The organism is Pseudomonas sp. Sample_23, from assembly GCF_004307595.1.
In the GTDB taxonomy this organism is placed as follows: Bacteria; Pseudomonadota; Gammaproteobacteria; order Pseudomonadales; family Pseudomonadaceae; genus Aquipseudomonas; species Aquipseudomonas atacamensis.
Genome location: NZ_RCNX01000083.1, coordinates 187881 through 212287 on the forward strand (window position 1 = coordinate 187881; position 24407 = coordinate 212287).

Here is a 24407-nt window from a genome sequence, read left to right on the forward strand (position 1 = left end):
GGCCTTCGCGAGCAGGCTCGCTCCCACATTCAAATGCATTTCAAATGTGGGAGCGAGCTTGCTCGCGAAGAGGCCAGATCAGCTTATGGAGATCTCAGAGCTGCCCGTCGCGATCGCGGAAACCCAGCAGATACAACACACCATCCAGCCCAAGCGTTGAGATCGCCTGCTTCGCCGACTGCTTGACCAGTGGTTTGGCGCGGAACGCCACGCCCAGCCCGGCAATCGCCAGCATCGGCAAGTCGTTGGCGCCGTCGCCGACCGCAATGGTCTGCTCCAGACGCAGACCTTCCTTTTGCGCCAATTCCTTGAGCAAGTCAGCCTTGCGCTGCGCATCGACAATCGGCTCGATCGCCACGCCGGTGCACTTGCCGTCGACCACTTCCAGCTCGTTGGCAAACACGTAATCGATGCCAAGCTTGGCTTGCAACTGCTTGGCGAAATAAGTGAAGCCGCCGGACAGGATGGCGGTTTTGTAGCCGAGGCGCTTGAGTTCGGCGAACAGGGTTTCGGCGCCTTCGGTCAGGCGCAGCGAGGCGCCGATCGAGTCGAGCACGCTGACGTCGAGGCCCTTGAGCAGCGCCAGACGCTCCTTGAAGCTGGCGCGGAAATCCAGTTCGCCGGCCATGGCGCGCTCGGTGATTTCCGAAACCCGATCACCCACGCCGGCCGCCTTGGCCAGCTCATCGATGACTTCCGCTTCGATCAGCGTCGAGTCCATGTCGAACACGGCCAGACGTCGGTTGCGACGGAACAGCGAGTCTTCCTGAAAGGCGATATCGACGTTCAATTCCTGGGCAACGCTGAGGAATTCGGCGCGCAAGGCCTGCGGATCGGCCGCTTCACCGCGCACGGAAAACTCGATGCAACCCTTGCCCTTGTCGGCCGGTGTGTCCAGCGGCATGCGCCCCGACAGACGGTCGATATGGTCGATGTTCAGGCCATATTTGGCGGTGATCGCGCTGACCGCCTGCAACTGGCCGGCAGTGACCTTGCGCGTCAGCAGGGTAACGATATGGCGCTTCTTGCCCTGATTGCCCACCCACTGCTGGTAATCCTCTTCGGATACCGGGGTGAAGCGCACTTGCTGATCCAGTTCGTAGCCCTTGAACAGGATGTCCTTGAGCACCGATTTGCCTTGCTCGGAATCGGGAATTTCAACCAGGATGCCGAACGACAGGGTGTCGTGGATCACCGCCTGACCGATGTCGAGAATGTTCACACCACCTTGTGCCAGAACACCGGTGATGGCCGCCGTCAGACCCGGACGGTCGACTCCCGTGATGTTAATCAGGACGATTTCGCGCAACGCGCACCCCCGCAACTGGAAAAAAACCGCATTCTACCCACTTTCAGTGACCATCGGGCACCGCGAGCGCTTTGCCGGTCTGGGGCCTGTCGCTATACTGCGCGTCAACTTCACGGACAAAGAGCCGAGCTCAAGTGAACCGGCCCACGCCAGTCAAAACCGATAACTTCTTCCTGCTGATCTTCCGTGCACTGCGCCATCGCCGTGTACCGATTGCATTGCGCATTGCCAGCCACAACGTGATCCTGGTCGCTCTGGCCCTGGTGATCTATGCCGGGGTGATGGGTCTGCAATTCAAGCAGGCCATGCACGAGCAGGCCGATGCGCTGGGCGAAAGCCTGACGACGCAGACCGCCACCTCCGCCACCGAGCTGCTGGTGTCCAACGACATCCTCAGCCTCAACGTGCTGCTCAACAACCTGACCAAGAACAAACTGGTCGCCCACGCGGCGATCTACAGCGTGGACAACCGCATCCTCGCCGAGTCCGGTCAGCGTCCCAAGCACAGCCTGCTGGGCGAAGCCGAGGGCATGTACGAGAGCAAGATCACTTTCCAGGACGTGACGGCCGGGCAACTGCGCATCAGCCTGGACATGGATCAGTTCCAGCAGCCAATGACCATCAGCCTGCAAAGCATGGGCATTCTGAGCGCGATTCTGCTGGCACTGTCGCTGGCTCTGAGCCTGCGCATGGGCCGTTATCTGTCGACGCCACTGCTGCAATTGCGTGTGTGGCTGCGCCGCATCGACGCGCATACACCGGGCATCGATCGCCAGGATGAAATCGGCGATCTGGCGCGCCAGCTGCACGCCAGCTACGCCCCGGAACCGGAGCCTGAACCTGAACCCGAGCCGGAATTCGCCGAGGAAGAAGACGAGCCTGAATTCGAGGTGCGTAACCTGCGCGATCCAAGTTTCGACGAAAGCCGCCCGCTGGCCGCGAAGAAACCGGCGCCGCGTCACCTGGTCAGCACCGTCGAAGACGATGATGACGATGACGCCTTCGCCGACCTGCGCGACGAATCGCTGAACGGCGCCGTCCAACCGCTCACGCGCAAACCGAGCCCTGACGTTCCGCAGCATACCGCCGTACTGGCCGTGCAACTGGGTTCGCAGGAACAATTGCGCCGCTTGCCTCGCGCACGTCTGGAAGAATTGCAGGAACGCTATCGCGACTGCCTCGAGCAGGCTGCTTCTCTTTATCAGGGCGAAATCGAAACCCTCAACGATGGCAGCACGCTGTTGCTGTTCCACACCGAAGATTGCGGCGACGATTACCTGACCAATGCCATCTGCTGCGGCGAACTGCTGCGTGCTCTGGGTCATCAGTTGCAGATCGAGGTCGCAGACAGCGGCATCACCCTGCAATTGCAGCTGGGCCTGACCTTGGGCGATGAGTTGTTCGGCCTGAGCCAGATTGATCTGCTGCTGACCGATTCGGCCCAGGATGCACTGGCCTTGTCGCAACACAGCCGCAATCTGCTACTGGTTGAACGCAAGATCAGCGATGACGCGTTGATCCGCCAGCGTGCGCGGATCCGGCCGATCGCCAGCCCTGAGGGCGCGTGCTGTGTGGAGCGGTTGATGGAGCCTTATCCGTCGATGCTGGAGCGGCAACTGGCGCGGATGCATGAGCGCCGGGCGTAAGGCTTAGGCCCGATCCGCAAAAGCCCGCAGACGAGTGATTGTCTGCGGGCTTTTTTGTGCGCGGCGTTACTGGAATGTGTGCATCCCTGAAAAGCCCCTCAGCCTAGCCCTCTCCCAGAGGGAGAGGGAACCGACCGAGGTGTCTGGCGCCATATATCGACCTGACAGATCTTGGCGATTATGGATTCACCTCCGCGCGTTCACGTCGGTGTAGCTATCGAATATCCCCAATCGGTCCCCTCTCCCTCCGGGAGAGGGTTAGGGTGAGGGGCTTTTGATCTTCCACCCCACCTCCAGACACAACAAAGCCCGCACAAGGCGGGCTCTGTTCTGGCTCGTTCCAGCCTCAGAAGCGAAACACTTCCATATCCGTACGAATCGGCGAGGCCATTGGAATCTTCGGCTGCTTCTCGGCATCCGCCGCCGGCGCTGCGGGTTTCGGCGCGGCTTTACGCGGTGCCTCGGCCACGGGCGGCTGGTTGGCCAGTGGCTTGAGCGCCACCGACAGCTGCTCGGCCAGACGCTGCAACAGAACCCCTTGTGCCTGCACCTGGGACGCGGTGCTGCCGGCATGCGTTTCCTGCAGGTGAATGATGCGGTTATCACGCACCTTGCCGCGACGATCGATCAACCGCCACTGCGCATCGAGAATCGCCGGCTGTTTTGCCCCGGAATCCAGACGGGTGATGGTCAGCAACACCTGCACATCGGGCGTGAACCCGGCGGTAGCAGGCGCCAGCACCACACGCTGGCTGTCCAGGTGACCGGCGACCTGACGCATCAGCAACTGATCGATATCCGACGAAAGGCTGCCAGCCCAACGACCGTCGGTCGCCGCTCGCAGGCTGCCGTCGGGTTGACGTTGCAGCAGGGTTTCGCGTTGCAGGTAATCGGCTACAACCACCGGCCCCAGCAAAACCGCCATGCCCGCGCTTTGCGCAGGCTGAACCGGACTTCCGCTGTCCAGTTGGTACAGCGACACCGGCTGGTGAACGCTGCAACCCGCCAGGCCAAGAACGCCGGCGAGCAACAAAATAAGGGGGCGTAGAGCAGTCATCATCCCGTCCAGGTGGCCGCCACAAGGCTGACCACAGTGAAAATACTCAATAAATATGAAGAACGCTCGGCCACGCCGGCGCTTGAAAGGCCATATCATCCGTGAATATGCGTTCCGACTCCAGCGCCAAAGCGTCGATCTACGCGTTTAATCGCAGATCGAACGCTCTAGGAAGGCGTTCTCGCCTAATTGAGGTTTTCGACGAGCAGCGCATCGACCCGTTGGAAGCCCCGCGGAAGTTTGTTTCCGCGCCGTCCACGCTCACCTTTGTAGTGCTCGAGGTCGTCGGCTTTCAGTGACAGAGTCCGTTTGCCAGCCTGCAACACCAGGGTGGCGCCTTCCGGCAGAACGGCGATGTCCGTGACATATTCTTCGCGACTGGCCACGCGCTCACCGGAAATACCGATGATCTTGTTGCCTTTGCCCTTACCCAATTGTGGCAGATCGCTGATTTTGAAGATCAGCAGGCGACCTTCGGTCGTGACCGAGGCCAGCCAGTTCTGCTCACGATCGGCCACAGGGCGCGGTGCGATGACCTTGGCGTTGTTCGGCAAGCTCAACAGCGCCTTGCCGGCCTTGTTCTTCGCTTGCAAATCTTCACCCTTGACCACAAAGCCGTAACCGGCATCGGAGGCAATCACGTACAACGCATCGTCTTCGGGCATCAGCACGCATTCGAACGAGGCGCCCGGTGGCGGCGTCAGGCGGCCGGTCAACGGTTCGCCCTGACCACGGGCCGACGGCAAGGTATGCGCGGCAACCGAGTAGCTGCGACCGGTGGAATCGATGAACACGGCAAACTGGTTGGAGCGCCCCGCCGCCGAGGTCTTGAAGCCATCGCCGGCCTTGTACGACAGACCGGTGGCGTCGATGTCATGGCCCTTGGCCGAACGTACCCAGCCTTTTTCCGACAGCACGACGGTGACTTTCTCGTTCGGCAGCAGGTCGTGCTCGCTCAACGCCTTGGCTTCGGCGCGCTCGACGATTGGCGAGCGGCGGTCGTCGCCGTAGGTTTCGGCGTCTTTGAGCAGCTCGGTGCGCACCAGTTTCTTCAGCTTCGCTTCGCTGCCCAGCAGGGCTTGCAGCTTGGCTTGTTCCTTGAGCAGTTCGTCCTGCTCGTCGCGCAGCTTCATCTCTTCCAGTCGCGCCAACTGACGCAGACGGGTGTCGAGGATGTAGTCGGCCTGAATTTCGCTGAGGGCGAAACGCTCGATCAGCTTGGCTTTCGGGTGCTCCTCGGTACGGATGATGTGGATCACTTCATCCAGGTTGAGGTAGGCGATCAGCAAACCGTCCAACAGGTGCAGGCGCCGTTCGACCTTGTCGAGGCGGAATTGCAGGCGGCGACGCACGGTGAGCACGCGGAACTCCAGCCATTCGACCAGCAGTGCACGCAGATTTTTCAGCTGCGGCTTGCCGTCCAGACCGATGATGTTGACGTTGACCCGGTAGGTCGACTCCAGCTCGGTGCTGGCGAACAGGTGCTGCATCAACGCTTCGTGATCGACGCGGCTATTGACCGGAATGATCACGATGCGGCACGGGTTTTCGTGGTCGGATTCGTCACGCAGATCGGCGATCTGCGGCGCTTTCGACGGTTTGGCCTGCATCAGCGCGGCGATCTGCTCCAGCACCTTGGCGCCGGAGACCTGGTGCGGCAGCGCGGTAACGATTATGTCGCCATCCTCGACGTGGTACACGGCGCGCATGCGCACCGAGCCCTTGCCGGTTTCGTACATTTTCAGCAGGTCGGCACGCGGCGTGATAATTTCCGCTTCGGTCGGATAGTCCGGCCCCTGAATGTGTTCGCAGAGCTGCTCGACCGTGGCTTTCGGCTCATCGAGCAGACGCACGCAGGCGGTGGCGACTTCACGCAGGTTGTGCGGCGGCACGTCGGTGGCCATGCCCACGGCGATACCGGTGGTGCCGTTGAGCAGAATGTTCGGCAGGCGCGCTGGCAACACCAGCGGCTCCTGCAGGGTGCCGTCGAAGTTCGGCCCCCAGTCAGCGGTGCCTTGGCCCAACTCGCTGAGCAGCACTTCGGAATAGCGCGACAGCCGCGCTTCGGTGTAACGCATGGCGGCGAAGGACTTGGGATCGTCCGGCGCACCCCAGTTGCCCTGGCCGTCGACCAGCGTGTAGCGATAGCTGAACGGCTGCGCCATCAGCACCATCGCTTCGTAGCACGCCGAGTCGCCGTGGGGGTGGAATTTACCGAGCACGTCACCGACGGTACGCGCCGATTTCTTGTGCTTGGAATCGGCGTCCAGCCCCAGCTCGCTCATGGCGTAGACGATACGCCGCTGTACCGGTTTCAGGCCGTCGCCGATATGCGGCAAGGCACGGTCCATGATCACGTACATGGAGTAGTTGAGGTAGGCATTTTCGGTGAAGTCAGCCAGCGATCGGCGTTCTACACCGTCCAGGCTGAGATCAAGGGAGTCGCTCATGCGGGCCTCATCGGTTCGTTGTCTGGCGCAGCAGCATGGTGCCACCGCGCTGGGTAAATTCAAGTCTGTTCAGGGCGCTCATGCCGAGCAGCACCTGATCGCCATGCAGTCCCGGCGCCACCAGTGCGCGGACATCGCGCAGGATGATGTCGCCCAATTGCAGGCGGGCAATCTTCGTTCGGTAGCCCTGGCTCAGGCCATTGGCCGTGCTCAGGGTCACGCCGAAACCTTCTTGCAGCTTCAAACGCTTGGCCAGATCCGCCGGGATCGCCACATCGGTGGCGCCGGTGTCGAGCATGAACTCGACCGGCTCGCCGTTGATCTGGCCGCTGGCGACAAAATGCCCTTGGGCATTGCTCGCCAGTTTCACTTCGATGAAACCTTCGCCCTGCTCCGACGTAACCACGATGTTCGGATTCTGCTGGCGCTGTTCCCACTGACCGAAAAACCGCGTCGCGAGAAACAGCGCCGCGCACCAGGCGAGGATCATCAACACCCGACCGGCACGCTTGCCCGGTGGCTGCTGGCTCATGGCCTGGCACTCCAGCCACCGTCCGGCGCGGCAAAGCGCCAGACCACCGGGCGGACTTCGCCATCAGCACGCGGGCCAAAATTGTTGTCGACGCCGATCCACGCACCTTCGGCATCAATGATCAGCGCTTCCTCCAGTCCGTAGTTCTGCGAGTAGCGACGTTGTTCCTGCAACAGTTCGCCGGCATACGACCAGCATTGCTCGACTTTGGCCGTCTGTGCATCGCGACGACAAATCTCGAACGCGTTGCGTTCAAGGGTAAACAGCTTGCCGTTAAACAACGAAATGTCGGAAAAGTCGCGATGAACCGCTTTCGCCTTGGGAAACTGTGGCGGCTGCATCTCCTTGCCGCCCTCACTGAGCAGCACGCAGCGACCGTCACAATCCCACACCGTCTGCTGGCGCTTGATCAGCAGCAAACCGCGCTTTTGCCGTTCGGCGGCCAGCCATATCTGATCACCGGCCGGGTTGATCGCCAGGCCTTCGAAGATCGAATTGAACTTGAGCAGCAGGCCGCTCGCCCGCGCTTCGCGAACCAGCAGCGGCGAGATTTTCAGCCAGTTAGCCGGGCCACTGACCGGCACCTGCAACACCGCCGCATGGGCCTCACTGACGATGTAGCGATTGCCTACGCTGTCGCAACTGATGCCTTCGAAATCCAGATCGCCCCCACGAATGAACGACGCCGCCCAGGTGCGCGAACTCAAACCCCACGGCAAGCCGCTCTCGGGCACGGGCGGCACGTCGATGTGCACGGTTTGCGCCTGCCAGACCGGATCGCGGGTATCGAGCCGATAGATCTGCTCGTCATCGCGATCGGAAACCGTCCACAGCTCATTGCCGCACATGGCCAGCCCCGACAGGTTACCGCCGCGCATGCCTTCGACCGGGTGCTCGGAAAGCAGTCGCAATTGTTGCAGCGGCTCGGCCGACACGCTCAGCGCACTCAGCAGCAACGCACCCGCCAAGGCCCAGCCAAACTGCATCAGGCCAGCACCTCGGCGAGGTTGCCTTTGGATTCCAGCCAGGATTTGCGGTCACCGGCGCGTTTCTTCGCCAGCAGCATGTCCATCATTTCCGAGGTTTCGGCGAAGTCTTCGCCCAGCGTCAACTGCACCAGACGCCGGGTGTTCGGGTCCATGGTGGTTTCACGCAGTTGCGGCGGGTTCATTTCGCCCAGCCCCTTGAATCGGGTGACCTGCGGCTTGCCGCGTTTCTTCTCGGCGACCAGGCGATCGAGAATACCGTCGCGCTCGGCCTCGTCGAGGGCGTAGTAAATCTCTTTGCCGAGGTCGATACGGTACAGCGGCGGCATCGCCACATAGACGTGACCGGCGTCCACCAACGGGCGGAAGTGCTGGACGAACAGCGCGCACAGCAAGGTCGCAATGTGCAGACCGTCGGAGTCAGCGTCGGCGAGGATGCAGATCTTGCCGTAGCGCAGCTGGCTCATGTCCGCCGCGCCCGGATCGACGCCGATGGCCACGGCGATGTTGTGCACTTCCTGGCTGGCGAGCACTTCGCTGCCGTCGACTTCCCAGGTGTTGAGGATCTTGCCGCGCAACGGCAGGATCGCCTGGAACTCCTTGTCCCGCGCCTGTTTGGCCGAACCGCCGGCGGAGTCACCCTCGACCAGGAACAGCTCGGAACGCATCGGGTCCTGCCCGGCGCAGTCAGCCAGTTTGCCCGGCAATGCCGGACCTTGGGTGACGCGTTTGCGCTCGACTTTCTTGCTCGCCTTGAGACGGCGGCCGGCGTTGTTGATCGCCAGTTCGGCCAGGGCCAGACCGGTCTCCGGGTTGGCGTTGAGCCACAGGCTGAAAGCGTCTTTCACCACTCCGGAGACGAACGCCGCCGCTTCACGGGAAGACAGACGCTCTTTGGTCTGGCCGGAGAATTGCGGTTCCTGCATTTTCATCGACAGGACGAAAGCGATGCGCTCCCAGACGTCTTCCGGCGCCAGCTTCACGCCGCGCGGCAGCAGGCTGCGGAATTCGCAGAACTCGCGCATCGCATCGAGCAGGCCCTGACGCAGACCGTTGACGTGCGTGCCGCCCTGGGCGGTCGGGATCAGGTTGACGTAGCTTTCCTGCACCGCGTCGCCACCTTCCGGCAGCCACAGCAGCGCCCAATCGACCGCTTCCTTATTACCGGCGAAAGCGCCGCAGAACGGCTCGTTCGGCAGCCGTTCGAACTCGCTGACCGCATCGACCAGATAAGAGCGCAGGCCGTCTTCGTAATGCCACTCGACTTTCTCGCCGGTGCCTTTGTCTTCGAAGCTGACCAGCAGCCCCGGGCACAACACAGCCTTGGCCTTGAGCACATGCTTGAGGCGGCTGATGGAGAATTTCGGTGAGTCGAAGTATTTCGGGTCCGGCGCGAAGTACACGCTGGTGCCGGTGTTGCGCTTGCCGACGGTGCCGACGATTTCCAGCTCGGACGCCTTGAAGCCGTCCTTGAAGGTCATCTGGTATTCGTTGCCGTCACGCTTGACCCGTACGCGCACTTCGGTGGACAGCGCGTTGACCACGGAAATACCCACCCCGTGCAGACCGCCGGAGAACTGGTAGTTCTTGTTGGAGAACTTGCCGCCCGCGTGCAGCTTGGTAAGGATCAGTTCGACGCCGGACACACCCTCTTCCGGGTGAATGTCCACCGGCATGCCACGGCCGTCGTCGCTGACTTCCAGCGAATGGTCGGCGTGCAGGATGACCTGCACCGATTTGGCGTGGCCGGCCAGGGCTTCGTCGACGCTGTTGTCGATGACTTCCTGGGCGAGATGGTTCGGCCGACTGGTGTCGGTGTACATGCCGGGGCGTTTGCGCACCGGGTCGAGGCCCGAGAGGACTTCGATGGCGTCGGCGTTATAAGAACTAGCGCTGGGAGTGGCCATAAGGTCTCGTCGTCAGTCATTCATGAAAGAGGGGCAAGACTTCACAGCGTGGTGAAATCGATTGCCTGATACATATCGGCAGCCATGCCGGCAAAACTCAGCAACGCCGGCAATTGCCCGGCAAAGCCCTGGAAACTGTGGTCGCCGCCAGCCTGGATGCGCAAGGCACAGGCGCGGTAATACTGTTGGGCGAGGCGATAATCCAGCGTTTCGTCGCCGGTTTGCAACCAGACCTGATAACGCTGCGGATCCTGCGGTGGTGGCACTTCCAGTTCGGCCAGCGCCGTGACGTGGTCGTGGGTCAGTTCCCAGGTTTCATCGGTGTAGAGGTTCTGCTGCGTGCCCAGATAACCATCGAACATCCGGTGCGGGCTGACCGCCGGGTTGACCAGCAGGGCTTTCAGGCCATGGCGCTCGGCCAGGTGAGTCGCATAGTAGCCGCCGAGCGAACTTCCCACCAGCAACGGCCGGCCCAGCTCGGCGATTGCCTGCTCGAGCTGACCGATGGCTTCGCGCGGATGGTGATGCAGCGCCGGCACGCGCAATTGCTCGCTCAAACCCAGCCGCTCCATGACCGCGACCAGCTGACAAGCCTTCTTTGAGGCCGGCGCGCTGTTGAAACCGTGGATATAGAGGATCGAACCGGACATTTGAGCTCCCTGGCTGTCGGCGAAAGATAGCGGAGTTTACAGGGAGAAGGACCGGGATTGGGGGTGGGTTCAATAAATTGGTGTGACAGCACAAGCTGCCCTCACCCTAACCCTCTCCCGGAGGGAGAGGGAACCGACTGGGGGATATTCGAGAGCTACACCGACCTGAACGTTATGCTGCGAATCCATAATCGATATCGCTGTTTCAGGCCGATGCACAGCCAAAGACACCGAGGTCGGCCCCCTCTCCCTCTGGGAGAGGGCTGGGGTGAGGGTCTTTGATTGTCAGTTCAGTAACCGTTGGAGCCGTAATCGACTGTGAACTCGAAGTCGGTGACTCTTTCGACGCCCGTTTCCAATTTCCCGTCCGGGAACAACCGCAGCCAGCGATACCCCGGCGCCTGCTCGCCCACTTTGAAATCCGCACTGCCCGGCTCGAACTGGATGCACGTCGAAGGCGAAGCCATCAAGCGCACGCCATTGCGTTCGCGATCGATTTGCTGATGCACATGCCCCCATAACACCGCGCGAACCTGTGGGAAGCGATCCAGCACTTCAAAGAACGCTTCCGGGTTGCGCAGGCCGATCGGCTCCATCCACGCGCAGCCGATCGACACCGGATGATGATGCAGGCACACCAGATGATGACGCTCCGGCGCCTCGCTCAGCGCGCGGGCCAGCAGCTGCAACTGATCATCCTGCAGATAACCCGGCACCGAACCCGGCACCGCCGAATCCAGCATCGTCACCCGCCAATTGCCGATATCGACTACCGATTCGAGCAAGGTGCTCTGCACCGCCGCCTCGGCCATGACCATCGGCTCGTCGTGATTGCCGGGAATCCAACGCGCCGGGGCATTGATCTGCGCGCTCATCTGGCGGAAGGCCTGATACGACTCCAGCGTGCCGTCCTGGGAAATATCGCCGGTGGTCAGCAGCAGGTCGATCTGCGCCTGTTGCGCCAACACCAGGTCGATGACCTGTTGCAGGCTCTCGCGGGTCTTCATGCCCAGCAGCTTGCCGTCCGCTTCAGCGAACAGGTGGCTGTCGGACAACTGCACCAGCAGCGCCGGGTCGGCGCTGGTAATTGTCGATACGCTGGGCAAGGCGCTCTCCCGGGGCTAGGCACGCAATGGATGGGTGCGGCAATTATGCTGGGGGATGACACAAAGGGGAAACCGCCGAAGCGGACGCAGTTCACAACTAGCGAACGACTTCGTACTCGTGCCCCAACGCCAGGCAATGACTCAGCCATTCGCCCAGAAACACATTGAGCTGGGCCTTTTCATCGGGTTGGTGCATGGCGGCGTTCGGATAAGGATAGATGCCGCGAAAGCGTCGTGCATGTTCGGCGCTGACCACTTCGGCCATGCGCGCGTCGTGATAGACCTGCACTTCCAGTTGCGGCACCGGCAACCACGGCAGGCTGTGCTCCTGGCGCACCTGCAAGGTCGTGGTGTACGGGCAGGTCTGCAGCACTTCGAGGGCGAGCACGCCGAGCATCTGCTCGCCCTGGGTCACAGCGATGCGCCGCGCTTCGGGTTCGTTGCGCATGTCCGGCAGCAGTCGCATCAGGCGCGCGTAGTTGGCCTCGCAGGCGGCTTGCAGCCCTACGAGGTCAACCCGATAACGATCGCGCAGCTTGTTTACGACCATAGCCCCCTCACTTCGGCGCGGTTCAGCGCCAGCCACTGCAAGGCGATGATGCTCGCCGCGTTGGCAATCCGTCCGTCACGCACGGCCTGCAAGGCATCTTCAAAGGCCCAGACCGTTACGCGAATGTCTTCGGCCTCTTCTTCCAGCCCGTGCAGACCGCCGACACCGTCGGTGCTGCAACGCCCCAGATACAAATGCACGAATTCGTTGCTGCCACCCGGCGATGGGAAGTACTTGGTCATCGGCCACAACGCCTTGATGTCCAGCCCAGCTTCCTCCTGCGCCTCGCGGTGAGCAACTTCTTCCGGTTGCTCATCCTTGTCGATCAGACCGGCGACCAGTTCGACCAGCCACGGGTTGTCGGCCTTGCCCATGGCGCCGACGCGAAACTGCTCGATCAGCACCACTTCATCGCGCTGCGGATCGTAAGGCAGGACGCACACGGCATCGTGGCGCACGAAGATTTCCCGGTTGATCTCGCGGCTCATGCCCCCGGCGAACAGCTCATGGCGCAAGTGCACACGGTCGAGCTTGTAGAAGCCCTCGTAGCATTTTTCGCGCCGCACGATATCCACGGCGGTCGGAATGGCGTTGGCAAAGTCAGTCATGATCATCCTCTTTACTGCATATCCTTTACGAGGTTTCCGTGTACAACCGGCAACCTCGACTTCGCGCCATCCTAACGCGCCCGCACCGTTTGATGCAGCCCCTTTACCGTCAGCGGGATGGACGGTGAAGCTGAAACACACTCTAATCAGCTTAGTGGCGAACTGACTGCTCCGTTGAGAGTCGAAGCGGTATCTTTTTGCCTTCCCCTGCTTTCGAAAGGACGCCCATGTCGCTTTTCAAAATTGCCTCTGTGGCCGCTATTGCCCTGACTCTGGGCGCCTGTGCCAGCCTGTTCCAGCCCAACTATCGCACGCCGCTGGAAACCACCCGCGACGCCTCGGAACAACTCAAACCCGGCTGTTCCAATCCCGATTGCCCGCTGGTGAACATCGACACCCTGCGTTTCCCGGATGAGCCGGCACTGGACGGCATCATCGAAAAACGTCTGCTGCAAATGACCCGCACCGAGAAGAACGCGCCGGTAGCGCCAACCTTGGCCGCCTACCGCGAGCAGTTTCTGGCCAGCGCCGGCCCGCGCAACAGCAGCTATCTGCAAGCGAAAGTACGCGAGCAGCATGACGGACTGGTGATCATCGAGTTGTCGAGCTACCTCGATACAGGCGGCGCCCACGGCACGCCGGGTCGCGGTTTCATCAACTATTCGCGCCAGCAGCACAAGGTGCTGAACCTGTCCGACATGCTGCTGCCGGGCCAGGAAGAAGCCTTCTGGAAAGCCGCGCAGGTTGCACACAACAGCTGGCTGATCAGCACCAAGCTCGATCAGGAGCCGGAATTCGTGGCGAACTGGCCGTTCGTGAAAACGCCGAACGTGGCGCTGACCTACGGCGGCGTGATCCTCAAGTACGACGTGACCACCATTGCGCCTTACGCGCTGGGCCACGTCGAACTGAAGATTCCTTACCCGCGCCTGAACGGCATTCTCAAGCCTGAGCTGTTTCCCGGCCGTAACTGAAGGCCCGGCCCAGCACTAACTGCAACAGCCCTGCCAGCACCAGCGCCGGCAGGGTTGCGCCGACATCCGGATACAGATTCGCCAGCAAGTGGTAGGTGCTCACGCCACCCAGCCACGCCAGCAACGCCGGCCAGCGCAATGCGGCTGAGGCGACCTGAGCACTGCGCTTGCGCAGGATGAAGTGATCCACCAGCACCACGCCGAACAGCGGCGCAAACACCGAGCCGATCAACAGCAGGAAATTCTGGTACTGCGCCAACGGCGCCAGCAGTGCGATCAGCGTGCAGATCACGCCGATGGCCAAGGCCAGGTGCTCGACTTTCAGACGCAACAGAATCCCGCTCGAGACCGCTGCCGAATGAATATCGGCAAAAGCGTTTTCCGACTCGTCGAGCAGAATCAGCAACAGCGGAATGCCCAGACCGGCACCGGCCAGAGCCAGCAGCAGCGCATTGACTTCGCCGCTCGGCGCGAACGCCAGGGTGTAGGCCACGCCAAGGCTCATCAGCCAGAAATTACCGATGAAAAAACCCACAGCCGTGCCACCGAAGACATTCTTCGCGCGCTTGCCGAAACGCGAGTAGTCGGCAATCAGCGGCAGCCACGATAGCGGCATGGCGATGGCAATGTCGAAGCCCACCGCGAATGGCATCGAACCGTCACCGGCGCGCGCCCACAGCGCCGCGAGGTCGGCTTTGGCGAACAGGTTCCAGGTCAGCCAGAGGCACGCGGCGAGCAACAGCCAGATGCCCCACTTGCGCAGAATCTGCCGCACGAACGTCAACGGCCCGCTCACCGCGAGCAAGGTCGCCAGCGCGCCGAAAAACAGCGTCCACAGCATCGGACTGGCCCACAGCGAGCCTTCGCTGAAGGCGCGGGTGCCGAGCAGGCTGGCGGCATCGCGCATGACGATGATTTCGAACGAGCCCCAGCCGATCAGTTGCAGCAGATTGAGCAGCGCCGGCAGGCTCGCGCCTTTGCTGCCAAGGCTGAGCTTCAGCGCGGCCATTGATGACAGGCCGGTGTCGCTGCCGATCACACCGACCGCTGCGAGCAGCAGCACGCCGACCAGCGTGCCAAGGAAAATCGCCAGCAAAGAACCGGACAGGCCCAGGCCCGGCGCGAGCAATGCGCCGGTCTGCAAAACCATCAGGCCGATGCCGAGGGAGAACCACAGGGAAAACAGATCGCGACCGCCGAAGACACGCTTGTCAGCGGGCACGGCGAGGTCGGGAGAATAAGTGCCGGGTTGAATGCTCAAGGGTGTTATCTCAAAGAGGAGCAGGAAAAAGCCGCAAGCCGCAAGCCGCAAGTTAAAAGCGGTACGCGGACTGCTTCTAATCTTGCAGCTTGCAGCTTGTTGTGATCGTTCCCACGCTCTGCGTGGGAATGCCTCTCGGGACGCTCCGCGTCCAGTGACGCGGAGCGTCACGGGCTGCATTCCCACGCGGAGCGTGGGAACGATCAGTACGGGGTCAAACTTTCTTGTACAGCTGACTGCCTTCCTGTTTGAACCGCTCGGCCTGCTCAGCTAGCCCCTTGGCGACGTCCACATCGACCGCGTCGATGCGCTGGTTGGCCGCATACTCGCGGACTTCCTGGGTGATTTTCATCGAGCAGAATTTCGGTCCGCACATCGAGCAGAAATGCGCGACCTTGGCCGAGTCCTTCGGCAGGGTTTCGTCGTGATAGGAACGTGCGGTGTCCGGATCCAGGCCGAGGTTGAACTGGTCTTCCCAGCGGAATTCGAAACGCGCCTTGCTCAGTGCGTTATCACGAATCTGCGCGCCCGGGTGTCCCTTGGCCAGGTCCGCTGCGTGCGCGGCGATCTTGTAAGTGATGATCCCGGTCTTCACGTCATCCTTGTTCGGCAGGCCCAAGTGCTCCTTCGGCGTCACGTAGCAGAGCATCGCGCAACCGAACCAGCCGATCATCGCCGCGCCGATACCGGAAGTGATGTGGTCGTAGCCCGGAGCGATGTCGGTAGTCAGCGGGCCGAGGGTGTAGAACGGCGCCTCGTCGCAGCATTCGAGCTGCTTGTCCATGTTCTCTTTGATCAACTGCATCGGCACGTGGCCCGGGCCTTCGATCATGCATTGCACGTCGTGCTTCCAGGCAATCTTGGTCAGCTCGCCGAGGGTTTCCAGTTCGCCGAATTGCGCTTCATCGTTGGCGTCGGCAATCGAGCCCGGACGCAGGCCATCGCCCAGCGAGAAGCTGACGTCGTAGGCCTTCATGATTTCGCAGATTTCGTCGAAGTGGGTGTAGAGGAAGTTCTCTTTGTGGTGCGCCAGGCACCACTTGGCCATGATCGAACCGCCACGGGAGACGATGCCGGTGACGCGTTTGGCGGTCAGCGGCACGTAACGCAGGAGCACGCCGGCGTGAATGGTGAAGTAGTCGACGCCCTGCTCGGCCTGTTCGATCAGGGTGTCGCGGAACAGCTCCCAGGTCAGGTCTTCAGCGACGCCGTTGACCTTCTCCAGCGCCTGATAGATCGGCACGGTACCGATCGGCACCGGCGAGTTACGAATGATCCACTCGCGGGTTTCGTGAATGTGTTTGCCGGTGGACAGGTCCATCACCGTGTCCGAGCCCCAGCGAATGCCCCAGGTCAGTTTCGCCACTTCTTCTTCGATCGAAGAACCCAGGGCGCTGTTGCCGATGTTGCCGTTGATCTTCACCAGGAAGTTACGGCCGATGATCATCGGTTCCAGTTCGACGTGGTTGATGTTGGCGGGAATGATCGCGCGACCGCGAGCGATTTCTTCGCGGACGAATTCAGGGGTGATTTCTTGCGGAATGCTTGCACCGAAGCTGTGGCCGGCATGCTGCTGCTTGAGCAGGCCGGCCGCGCGCGCTTCTTGCAGCTTCATGTTTTCGCGGATGGCGACGTATTCCATCTCGGCAGTGATGATGCCTTTGCGCGCGTAGTGCATCTGGCTGACGTTGGCCCCGGCCTTGGCCCGGCGCGGGTTGTTGACGTGGGCAAAGCGCAGTTTGGTCAGTTCGGCATCGGCCAGACGCTGCTGACCGAAGTTCGAACTCAGGCCCGGCAGGCGCTCGGTATCGCCACGGTCATCGATCCACGCTGAACGCACATCGGCCAGACCTTTGCGCACGTCGATGACCACGTTCGGATCGGTGTACGGGCCGGAGGTGTCGTAGACCGTGACCGGCGCATTGATCTCGCCGCCGAAATCGGTCGGGGTTACATCGAGGCTGATTTCGCGCATCGGCACGCGGATGTCCGGGCGCGAGCCCTGAACGTAGATTTTTTGCGAACGGGTGAACGGCTTGACCGATTGCTCGTCGACCTTGGCCGAGTCACTCAGGTTGATCGCGTTTTTTTCTTTTGTTGTCATCACAGGCTCTCCAGACAGCATCCAGCAGTGGATTGTCGGAGCAGAACCTGAAAGGCACGGACGCACCAGGACCGGTGCTGTGCATTCGTCATGGCGTTCGATTGTCGAACAATATCCCGGACGAAGCACAAGAGGACTCGCCGGGTGACGAGAAATCTTGTTCCCTACGCAGGCGCTAACCTGATCAGGTTCAACGGGATCCGAAATTATTCGATCTCAGCCTCATAGCAAGGCACCCCGACAAGAACCCGGCCAGTCTAGACACAACCATCAAGGAACGCCAACACCGCAGCGAACGCCATGATGAATGGCGTAAATACCCAGGTTGGCCGATTGTTGCCGGAGCAATGCGCAACTACACTCGCTGGGCCTGCTCAGCCTTGACGCTGTGCGGGCTGCGCCTTACCTTTGGCGCCCGGATTACTTCCATAATATTCATGCTAGGGATCGCCTCATGCTGCGCAAACTTTCATTGGCTGTTGCCGTGTCCTGTGCGTCCAACACAATGGCCTGGGCAGCGGAAGCACCCTTGTCGACCAAAACCGATCTGGTCAGCGTCTATCAGGAAGCGGTCGACAACAACGCCGACCTCGCGGCGGCCCGCGCCCAGTATGGCGCGCAGAAAGAAGTGGTGCCCCAGGCCCGCGCCGGTCTGCTGCCGAACCTGTCCGGTGGCGCCGAAGTCGCCGACGTGCGCACCTCGATCGACCAGCCTTCGGCCATCGCCAACCGCAGCGCGCATTCCTATCAGGCGACACTGGCGCAGCCGCTGTTCCGCGCCGATCGCTGGTTCCAGTATCAAGCGGCGAAGGACGTCAACGAGCAGGCCGCGCTGCAGCTGTCGGCGACCGAACAGAACCTGATCCTGCAGAGCGCCGAAAGCTACTTCAACGTGCTGCGCAGCCAGGACAATCTGGCCTCGACCAAGGCTGAAGAAGCGGCGTTCAAACGTCAGCTCGATCAGTCCAATGAGCGCTTCGATGTCGGCCTCTCGGACAAGACCGACGTGCTGCAATCGCAAGCCAGTTACGACACCGCGCGAGCCAACCGCATCGTCGCCCAGCGTCAGGTCGATGATGCGTTCCAGGCGTTGATCACCCTGACCAACCGCCAGTACAACTCGATTCAGGGCATCGTTCACACGCTGCCGATCCTGCCGCCGGCGCCCAACGATGCGAAATCCTGGGTCGACACGGCGGCGCGGCAGAACCTCAATCTGCTCGCCAGCAACTACGCGGTCAGCTCTGCCGAGCAGACACTCAAGCAGCGCAAGGCCGGCCACTTGCCGACCCTCGACGCCGTGGCGAAATACGAGAAAGGCGACAACGACGCCCTCGGCTTTGCCAACCCCAACTCGTTCGGCGCGCCTTATGGCGGCAACGTCGAGCAGAGCACCCTGGGCCTGCAACTGAACATCCCGATCTACAGCGGCGGGCTGACCAGTTCGCAAGTGCGTCAGTCCTATGCGCAACTGGATCAGAGCGAACAGCAGCGCGAATCGCTGCGCCGGCAAGTGGTGGAAAACACCCGCAATCTGCACCGCGCGGTGAACACCGACGTCGAGCAGGTGCAGGCGCGCCGCCAGTCGATCATCTCCAACCAGAGCGCGGTGGAAGCCACGGAAATCGGTTATCAGGTCGGCACACGCAACATCGTCGACGTGCTCGACGCGCAGCGTCAGCTGTACACCTCGGTGCGCAACTACAACAACACCCGCTACGACTACATCCTCGACAACCTGCGCCTGAAGCAGGCGGCGGGGACCCTGAACCCGGGTGACCTGGAAGATCTGCGGCGTTATCTGAAAGCCGACTACAACCCGGACAAGGATTTCCTGCCACCGGATCTGGCGTCGGCGGCCGAGGCGCAGCTCAAGGCCCGGCCATAAACAGTCTGGAATGAATCCCCTGTGGTGAGGGGATTTATCCCCGTCCGGCTGCCCAGCAGTCGTAAATCCTGCTGGCCAGATCTGCCTGAATCACCGCGTCGAATGGTTTCGGGGCTGCTTCGCAACCCAGCGGGGATGAATCCCCTCGCCACAGTAAGGCCCGGCCATAAGCAATCTGGAATGAATCCCCTGTGGCGAGGGGATTTATCCCCGTCCGGCTGCGCAGCAGTCGTAAATCCGGCTTGTCAGATCTGACTGAATGACCACGCTGAATGGTTTTCGGGCTGCTTCGCAACCCAGCGGGGATGAATCCCCTCACCACAGTAATATTCCAGGCGACTATTGGATCAGCCGCGCCAGACCATCCAGCCAAAGGCGCGGCCATGAAAGATCTGGAATGAATCCCCTGTGGCGAGGGGATTTATCCCCGTCCGGCTGCGCAGCAGTCGTAAATCCTGCTTGCCAGATCTAACTGAATCACCGTGTTGAATGGTTTTGGGGCTGCTTCGCAACCCAGCGGGGATGAATCCCCTCACCACAGTCATATTCCAGGCGACTATTGGATCAGCCGCGCCAAACCATCCAGCAGCCGCTGCAATGCGCCCTGATTGCGCCGCATCACCGCCAGCCCGGCCTCGGCCATGCGCTGCGCATCACGCGGCAGTTCGAACAAGCGCTGCACCTCGACTGCGAGGCCTTCAGCATCATCCACTTCGGCCAATGCCCCGGCTTCGCGCAGTTGCGCGGCGATGTCGAGGAAGTTGAACAGGTGTGGGCCGCTGAGTACCGGTTTCGCCAGCGCGGCGGGTTCGAGCAGGTTGTGCCCGCCATTCGGCACCAGACTGCCGCCGACAAATGCGCTGTCGGCCAGGGCATAGAGAAACAGCAACTCGCCCATGGTGTCGCCAAGCAGCACGCTCGTCTGCACATCGACATTGGCCCCGGTCGAGCGACGTACCGTGGCGAAACCTTCGCGCTGGCACAGCTCGAACACCGAATTGAAGCGCTCCGGATGACGCGGCACCAGAATCAATAATGCATCCGGATGATTGGCCAACAGGCGACGATGAGCGTCGAGCACCACTTCGTCTTCGCCTTCGTGAGTGCTCGCGGCGATCCACACGGGACGCTCCAGCGCCTGCCATTGGCTACGCAATTCGGTAGCACGCTGCAACAGTTGCGGGTCGATGGTCAGGTCGAACTTGATCGAACCGGTGACGTCAACGGCTTCCGAACGCGCGCCGAGATCGCGGAAGCGCTGGGCCTCGGCTTCGGTCTGCACCGCCAACAGGCTCATCTCGGCAAGCATAGGCGCGGTGAGTTTGCTGAAGCGGCCATAGCCTTTGGCGGAACGCTGCGACAACCGCCCATTGGCCAGCGCCACCGGAATTCCGCGCTTGGCACACTGATGAATGTGGTTGGGCCACAGCTCGGTTTCCATGATCACCGCAAGTTTCGGCTGCACGCGATCAAGAAAACGCGCCGCCGCACAAGGCAAGTCATACGGCAGATAGCAGTGTTGAATGCGCGCCTCGTTGGCGAACAGTGCCTGAATCCGCTCCGAACCGGTCGGGGTCATGCAGGTCACGGTGATCGGCAGCGCCGGATAGCGTTCCAGCAGCGCACGGATCATCGGCGCGGCGGCAATGCTTTCGCCCACCGATACCGCGTGCACCCAAATGCCACCGGGCTGCAAGGTCGGCATGCCAAGAGTAAAGCGCTCGCCAATGCGCTTGGCATACGCCGGCGCCTTGCGCGCGCGCAGCCACAGCCGAATCGCCACCAATGGCAGCCCCAGGTAAAACAGCGCGGTGTAGAGAGTTCTATTCATGGCGGCGGAGTTTATCGGCTTTTGTCGCCGATCGCCCGCAAGTGCACGGCAAAACGTTCCGCCAGCCAGCGCGCGGCCGGGCCGAGCGGTTCGTCGCGACGCCAGACCAGTTCCACCACCAACGCCGGCGGCGTCCATTCGCTATCGAGTTCAACCATTTGGCCCTGATACGCCGAGTACTGCACAACGTGGCGCGGCAACCACGCCCAGCCGAGATCGCGCACCAGCCATTCGGACATCACATAAAAACTGTCCGCGCGCCACACCTGCGGGCTGGCCGGCTCATTGCCGGGATAGACGCTGGTCTGCGTAGACATCAGCAATTGCCGGTGCTGCGCCAGTTGCTGGCAGGTCACGTAGGCCTGCTGCGCCAGCGGATGATTGACACCGCAGACCGTGACCATTTCCACTCGACCCAGCACGCGGCGCTCAAGGGCTTCGGGGATTTCATCGTGATAGAACAGCAGGCCGAGGTCGGCGCGACGTTCGACCAGTTTGCGCGCAACTTCACCTTGGGCGGCGCTGGTCAGTTGCACTTCCAGGCTGGGAAACTGCTCGGCCAGTTCACCGAAACTTTCCACCAGCGCCTGATACGGCATCGCCTCGTCCTGAGCCACTCGCAACTGCGCCTCCTGACCGCGCAGCATCGCCATGGCCCTGCCGTTGAGGCGCTCGCACTGGCGCAACACTTCCCGCGCCTCTTCCAGCAACGCCGCACCCGCCTCGGTGAGCATCGGCTGCCGACCGCTGCTGCGTTCGAACAGGCTCACGCCCAAATCCTCTTCGAGCATCGCAACGGCGCTGCTGATCGCCGACTGCGCCTTGCGTTGTCGCCGCGCCACGGCGGAGAACGAACGCTGCTCAGCGACGTCGACAAATATGCGTAGCTGCTCAAGATTCCATTGCATGCGCCCTCCCAACCTATCTCCAGAACAGATAGGTAATGACTTTACCCCATCTGAACAGTTCTTAGAATGTCACCTCAGCAAGCAACGATTTATTTGAGGATCGAAACTATGAACGCCTACGTCTATCTGGCCATCGCCATCTGCGCCGAAGTGATCGCCACCGTTTCGATGAAAGCGGTCAAGGGCTTCAGCACGCCGCTGCCGTTGATTCTGGTGATTGTCGGCTATGGGATCGCATTCTGGATGCTGACGCTGGTGGTGCGCACCGTACCGGTGGGCGTTGCCTACGCGGTCTGGGCGGGGATGGGCATTGTCATGGTCAGCGTCGCCGCTCTGTTCATTTACGGGCAGAAGCTCGACGTACCGGCGATGCTGGGGATGGCGTTGATCGTGCTGGGGGTCGTGGTGATTCAGCTGTTTTCGAAAACTGCCGGGCACTGAGATCAACCCATTACTTGTGGGAGCGAGCCTGCTCGCGAAGGCATTGGGTCAGATACATCATGGTCATCTGACACTCCCCATTCGCGAGCAGGCTCGCTCCCACATCTGGATTTGCATTCGGCGCATTGATCATCGACAAATCCGCCCTTTTCCCGAGTCTGTATACTGCGCCCTCGTCTTGAACACTGAGGTCGCTGCATGCCATCCGTTATTTCCACCGACGTTCTGATTGTCGGCGCTGGTGTCGCCGGCCTCTGGCTGAATGCGCGCCTGCGCGGTCAGGGTTTTTCGACCGTGCTGGTGGAAAGCGCCAGCCTCGGTGGCGGGCAGAGTGTCAAATCCCAGGGCATCATCCATGGCGGCGCCAAGTACGCGCTGCACGGTGCGCTGACGGGCGCCTCGGAAGCCATCGCCGACATGCCGCGACGCTGGCGCGAGGCGCTGGCCGGCACGGGCGAGCTGGATCTGTCCGGCGTGCGCCTGCTGTCCGATGCGCATTACCTGTGGTCGCCGGGCACGCTGGCCGGCAACCTGACCAGTTTCTTCGCCAGTAAAGCCGTGCGTGGCCGGGTCGATCAGGTCAAGGGCGATGAACTGCCGCCAGCCCTGCAAGACAAGCGATTCAAGGGCAAGGTCTATCGTCTCGCCGAACTGGTGGTGGATGTCCCGAGCCTGATCCAGCGTCTGGCCGAGCTGGCCGGCGACGGTCTGCTCGCCGGTAAGGTGATCGAACCGCTGCTGGAAGCCGGCGTGCTGGTCGGCCTGAAAGTCGACGGCCGTGAGATCCGCGCCCAGCGCATCGTCCTCAGTGCTGGCGCCGGCACTGCCGAACTGCTCGAAGCATTGGGCCTCAGTCGTCCGGCCATGCAGCGCCGACCACTGCACATGATCCTCGCCAAGGGCCCCGGCTTGAAACCGTTATACGCGCACTGCCTGGGCGGCGGCACCAAGCCGCGCATCACCGTGACCACGCACCCGGCCGCTGACGGCCAGTGGGTCTGGTACATGGGCGGCGACATCGCCGAAAGCGAAGGCGTGGCCCGCGAGCCGGCCGAACAGATCGCCACCGCGCAAAAGGAAATCGCCCAGCTGCTGCCGTGGATCGACCTCAGCACAACGCAATGGGCGACCCTGCGCGTCGATCGTGCCGAGCCGCTGCAAACCGGCCTGACCCGCCCGGACAACGCTTTCCTCGCCGAGGAAGGTCGCTTGCTCGTCGGCTGGCCGACCAAACTGGCACTGGCGCCGGACTTCGCCGACCGCGTTATCGCCTCGCTGCAACGCGACGGCATCCAGCCGCAGGTGACTGAACCGCTGCCGCCGCTGCCGAAACCGCCGCTCGGTGTACCCGCGTGGGAGCAACTGCTGCCATGACCATCGCCACTCTGCACGAACTGCATCGCCCGCTGGGCAGCACCGGCCTGACGGTGTCGCCGCTGGGTCTGGGCACAGTCAAACTCGGCCGCGATCAAGGGGTGAAATACCCCAACGGCTTTCAGATTCCCGGCGACGACGAGGCGCGCCTGCTGCTGCGCCAGGCGCGGGATCTGGGCATCAACCTGATCGACACCGCACCGGCCTATGGTCGCAGCGAAGAACGCCTCGGCCCGCTGCTACGCGGCCAGCGACAGGATTGGGTGATTGTCAGCAAGGTCGGCGAAGAGTTTGCCGATGGCGTGTCGCGCCACGACTTCAGCGCTGCGCACACGCGAATGTCGGTCGAGCGCAGCCTGCAACGTCTGGAAACGGATTTCATCGATCTGGTCCTCGTGCACTCGGACGGCAACGACATGGCCATCCTTGAGCACGAAGAGGTCTACGCCACCCTCGCGGCGCTGAAGGCCGAGGGCAAGATTCGCGGCTTCGGTTTTTCCGGGAAAACCGTCGAAGGTGGGCTGAAAGCGCTGGAGCAAGGCGACTGCGCGATGGTCACCTACAATCTGAACGAACAAAACGAAAAGGCGGTCATTGACTATGCTGCTGCCCACGGCAAAGCCATTCTGGTGAAAAAAGCCTTGGCCAGCGGTCATGTCTGTCTGAGTCCGGGAGTCGATCCGGTGCGCGCCAGCTTCGAGTTGCTGTTCACTCATCCCGGCGTTGCCAGTGCTATTGTCGGCACAATCAATCCGCTGCACCTCGCCCATAACGTAGCGACCGTTGCCCAGGTCCTGCGTAGTCACTGACGCCGCCCCGCGGCCT

Annotated in this window: 20 protein-coding genes and 1 riboswitch; of the genes, 6 read left to right on the forward strand and 14 right to left on the reverse strand. The window is 61.8% G+C overall.

Annotated features, from left to right (window positions below):
- Positions 1-94: 94 nt before the first annotated feature.
- Positions 95-1309 (reverse strand): phosphoserine phosphatase SerB, encoded by a 1215-nt coding sequence (gene serB / locus D8U82_RS20855; protein WP_125926283.1) that lies wholly within the window; start codon positions 1307-1309, stop codon positions 95-97.
- A 134-nt stretch (positions 1310-1443) separates the two neighbouring features.
- On the opposite strand from serB, the gene D8U82_RS20860 reads away from it, so the two are divergent.
- Positions 1444-2955, forward strand: coding sequence for an AhpA/YtjB family protein (locus tag D8U82_RS20860; RefSeq protein ID WP_130902880.1), 1512 nt, complete (start codon positions 1444-1446; stop codon positions 2953-2955).
- Between the two features lie 346 nt (positions 2956-3301).
- Here the strand turns inward: D8U82_RS20860 and D8U82_RS20865 are convergent, their stop codons facing one another.
- From D8U82_RS20865 to D8U82_RS20905, 9 genes are all read right to left on the reverse strand, one after another.
- Positions 3302-4012, reverse strand: a complete 711-nt coding sequence (locus D8U82_RS20865) for a PqiC family protein (protein ID WP_130902881.1) — start codon at positions 4010-4012, stop codon at positions 3302-3304.
- A 185-nt stretch (positions 4013-4197) separates the two neighbouring features.
- Positions 4198-6462, reverse strand: coding sequence for a DNA topoisomerase IV subunit A (parC, locus tag D8U82_RS20870; protein WP_024011349.1), 2265 nt, complete (start codon positions 6460-6462; stop codon positions 4198-4200).
- Positions 6463-6469: 7 nt separating this feature from the next.
- The gene (locus D8U82_RS20875; protein WP_130888435.1) at positions 6470-6994 is read right to left on the reverse strand and encodes a TIGR02281 family clan AA aspartic protease; all 525 of its coding nucleotides are present in this window, start codon (positions 6992-6994) and stop codon (positions 6470-6472) included.
- Positions 6991-7980, reverse strand: coding sequence for an esterase-like activity of phytase family protein (locus D8U82_RS20880; RefSeq protein ID WP_122881201.1), 990 nt, complete (start codon positions 7978-7980; stop codon positions 6991-6993). Before D8U82_RS20880 ends, D8U82_RS20875 begins: the two co-directional genes overlap by 4 nt.
- Positions 7980-9887 (reverse strand): DNA topoisomerase IV subunit B, encoded by a 1908-nt coding sequence (parE, locus tag D8U82_RS20885; protein WP_024011346.1) that lies wholly within the window; start codon positions 9885-9887, stop codon positions 7980-7982. Before parE ends, D8U82_RS20880 begins: the two co-directional genes overlap by 1 nt.
- Before the next feature lie 41 nt (positions 9888-9928).
- Positions 9929-10537 (reverse strand): YqiA/YcfP family alpha/beta fold hydrolase, encoded by a 609-nt coding sequence (locus D8U82_RS20890; protein ID WP_016771970.1) that lies wholly within the window; start codon positions 10535-10537, stop codon positions 9929-9931.
- 290 nt (positions 10538-10827) lie between these two features.
- Positions 10828-11643 carry a 3',5'-cyclic-AMP phosphodiesterase gene (gene cpdA / locus D8U82_RS20895; RefSeq protein ID WP_130902882.1) on the reverse strand — a complete coding sequence of 272 codons (816 nt, stop codon included), beginning with the start codon at positions 11641-11643 and terminating at the stop codon, positions 10828-10830.
- A 97-nt stretch (positions 11644-11740) separates the two neighbouring features.
- A complete protein-coding gene (locus D8U82_RS20900) occupies positions 11741-12193 on the reverse strand; it encodes a DUF1249 domain-containing protein (protein WP_016771972.1) in 453 nt (150 codons plus the stop codon).
- Positions 12184-12801 carry an NUDIX domain-containing protein gene (locus D8U82_RS20905; protein WP_024011344.1) on the reverse strand — a complete coding sequence of 206 codons (618 nt, stop codon included), beginning with the start codon at positions 12799-12801 and terminating at the stop codon, positions 12184-12186. The genes D8U82_RS20900 and D8U82_RS20905 overlap by 10 nt, the downstream gene beginning before the upstream one ends.
- A 227-nt stretch (positions 12802-13028) precedes the next feature.
- Here D8U82_RS20905 and D8U82_RS20910 point away from each other — a divergent pair, with 227 nt between their 5' ends.
- The gene (locus tag D8U82_RS20910; RefSeq protein ID WP_130902883.1) at positions 13029-13775 is read left to right on the forward strand and encodes an RsiV family protein; all 747 of its coding nucleotides are present in this window, start codon (positions 13029-13031) and stop codon (positions 13773-13775) included.
- On the opposite strand, the gene cytX is transcribed toward D8U82_RS20910, so the two are convergent.
- Together cytX and thiC are read right to left on the reverse strand one after the other, a co-directional pair.
- Positions 13744-15036: a putative hydroxymethylpyrimidine transporter CytX gene (cytX, locus tag D8U82_RS20915; RefSeq protein WP_130902884.1), complete on the reverse strand. Its 1293-nt coding sequence runs from the start codon at positions 15034-15036 to the stop codon at positions 13744-13746. The genes D8U82_RS20910 and cytX overlap by 32 nt on opposite strands.
- A 214-nt stretch (positions 15037-15250) precedes the next feature.
- Positions 15251-17140, reverse strand: a complete 1890-nt coding sequence (thiC, locus tag D8U82_RS20920) for a phosphomethylpyrimidine synthase ThiC (protein WP_130902885.1) — start codon at positions 17138-17140, stop codon at positions 15251-15253.
- A 144-nt stretch (positions 17141-17284) separates the two neighbouring features.
- Positions 17285-17390, reverse strand: a riboswitch (TPP riboswitch).
- A gap of 204 nt (positions 17391-17594) precedes the next feature.
- Between thiC and D8U82_RS20925 the strand changes: the two genes are divergently transcribed.
- Positions 17595-19028 carry a TolC family outer membrane protein gene (locus D8U82_RS20925; RefSeq protein WP_016771977.1) on the forward strand — a complete coding sequence of 478 codons (1434 nt, stop codon included), beginning with the start codon at positions 17595-17597 and terminating at the stop codon, positions 19026-19028.
- A gap of 556 nt (positions 19029-19584) precedes the next feature.
- Here D8U82_RS20925 and waaA read toward each other — a convergent pair.
- Entirely contained in the window at positions 19585-20859 is a 1275-nt protein-coding gene (gene waaA / locus D8U82_RS20930; protein ID WP_130902886.1) for a lipid IV(A) 3-deoxy-D-manno-octulosonic acid transferase, read from the reverse strand.
- 11 nt (positions 20860-20870) lie between these two features.
- A complete protein-coding gene (locus tag D8U82_RS20935; RefSeq protein ID WP_130902887.1) occupies positions 20871-21767 on the reverse strand; it encodes a LysR family transcriptional regulator in 897 nt (298 codons plus the stop codon).
- A 108-nt stretch (positions 21768-21875) separates the two neighbouring features.
- Here D8U82_RS20935 and D8U82_RS20940 point away from each other — a divergent pair, with 108 nt between their 5' ends.
- The 3 genes from D8U82_RS20940 (at position 21876) to D8U82_RS20950 (ending at position 24391) form a co-directional block, all read left to right on the forward strand.
- Positions 21876-22208: a multidrug efflux SMR transporter gene (locus D8U82_RS20940; RefSeq protein WP_016771980.1), complete on the forward strand. Its 333-nt coding sequence runs from the start codon at positions 21876-21878 to the stop codon at positions 22206-22208.
- 198 nt (positions 22209-22406) lie between these two features.
- Positions 22407-23582: an FAD-dependent oxidoreductase gene (locus D8U82_RS20945; protein ID WP_130902888.1), complete on the forward strand. Its 1176-nt coding sequence runs from the start codon at positions 22407-22409 to the stop codon at positions 23580-23582.
- Positions 23579-24391, forward strand: a complete 813-nt coding sequence (locus D8U82_RS20950; protein WP_130902889.1) for an aldo/keto reductase — start codon at positions 23579-23581, stop codon at positions 24389-24391. The genes D8U82_RS20945 and D8U82_RS20950 overlap by 4 nt, the downstream gene beginning before the upstream one ends.
- Positions 24392-24407: the final 16 nt, after the last annotated feature.

Excerpts from the sequence above, each read along its gene's own strand:
- D8U82_RS20865 (WP_130902881.1), bottom strand. The coding sequence starts at position 4,012 with ATGACTGCTCTACGCCCCCTTATTTTGTTGCTCGCCGGCGTTCTTGGC.
- parC (WP_024011349.1), bottom strand. The coding sequence starts at position 6,462 with ATGAGCGACTCCCTTGATCTCAGCCTGGACGGTGTAGAACGCCGATCG.
- D8U82_RS20875 (WP_130888435.1), bottom strand. The coding sequence starts at position 6,994 with ATGAGCCAGCAGCCACCGGGCAAGCGTGCCGGTCGGGTGTTGATGATC.
- D8U82_RS20880 (WP_122881201.1), bottom strand. The coding sequence starts at position 7,980 with ATGCAGTTTGGCTGGGCCTTGGCGGGTGCGTTGCTGCTGAGTGCGCTG.
- parE (WP_024011346.1), bottom strand. The coding sequence starts at position 9,887 with ATGGCCACTCCCAGCGCTAGTTCTTATAACGCCGACGCCATCGAAGTC.
- D8U82_RS20890 (WP_016771970.1), bottom strand. The coding sequence starts at position 10,537 with ATGTCCGGTTCGATCCTCTATATCCACGGTTTCAACAGCGCGCCGGCC.
- D8U82_RS20900 (WP_016771972.1), bottom strand. The coding sequence starts at position 12,193 with ATGGTCGTAAACAAGCTGCGCGATCGTTATCGGGTTGACCTCGTAGGG.
- D8U82_RS20905 (WP_024011344.1), bottom strand. The coding sequence starts at position 12,801 with ATGACTGACTTTGCCAACGCCATTCCGACCGCCGTGGATATCGTGCGG.
- D8U82_RS20910 (WP_130902883.1), top strand. The coding sequence starts at position 13,029 with ATGTCGCTTTTCAAAATTGCCTCTGTGGCCGCTATTGCCCTGACTCTG.
- thiC (WP_130902885.1), bottom strand. The coding sequence starts at position 17,140 with ATGACAACAAAAGAAAAAAACGCGATCAACCTGAGTGACTCGGCCAAG.
- D8U82_RS20925 (WP_016771977.1), top strand. The coding sequence starts at position 17,595 with ATGCTGCGCAAACTTTCATTGGCTGTTGCCGTGTCCTGTGCGTCCAAC.
- waaA (WP_130902886.1), bottom strand. The coding sequence starts at position 20,859 with ATGAATAGAACTCTCTACACCGCGCTGTTTTACCTGGGGCTGCCATTG.
- D8U82_RS20935 (WP_130902887.1), bottom strand. The coding sequence starts at position 21,767 with ATGCAATGGAATCTTGAGCAGCTACGCATATTTGTCGACGTCGCTGAG.
- D8U82_RS20940 (WP_016771980.1), top strand. The coding sequence starts at position 21,876 with ATGAACGCCTACGTCTATCTGGCCATCGCCATCTGCGCCGAAGTGATC.
- D8U82_RS20945 (WP_130902888.1), top strand. The coding sequence starts at position 22,407 with ATGCCATCCGTTATTTCCACCGACGTTCTGATTGTCGGCGCTGGTGTC.
- D8U82_RS20950 (WP_130902889.1), top strand. The coding sequence starts at position 23,579 with ATGACCATCGCCACTCTGCACGAACTGCATCGCCCGCTGGGCAGCACC.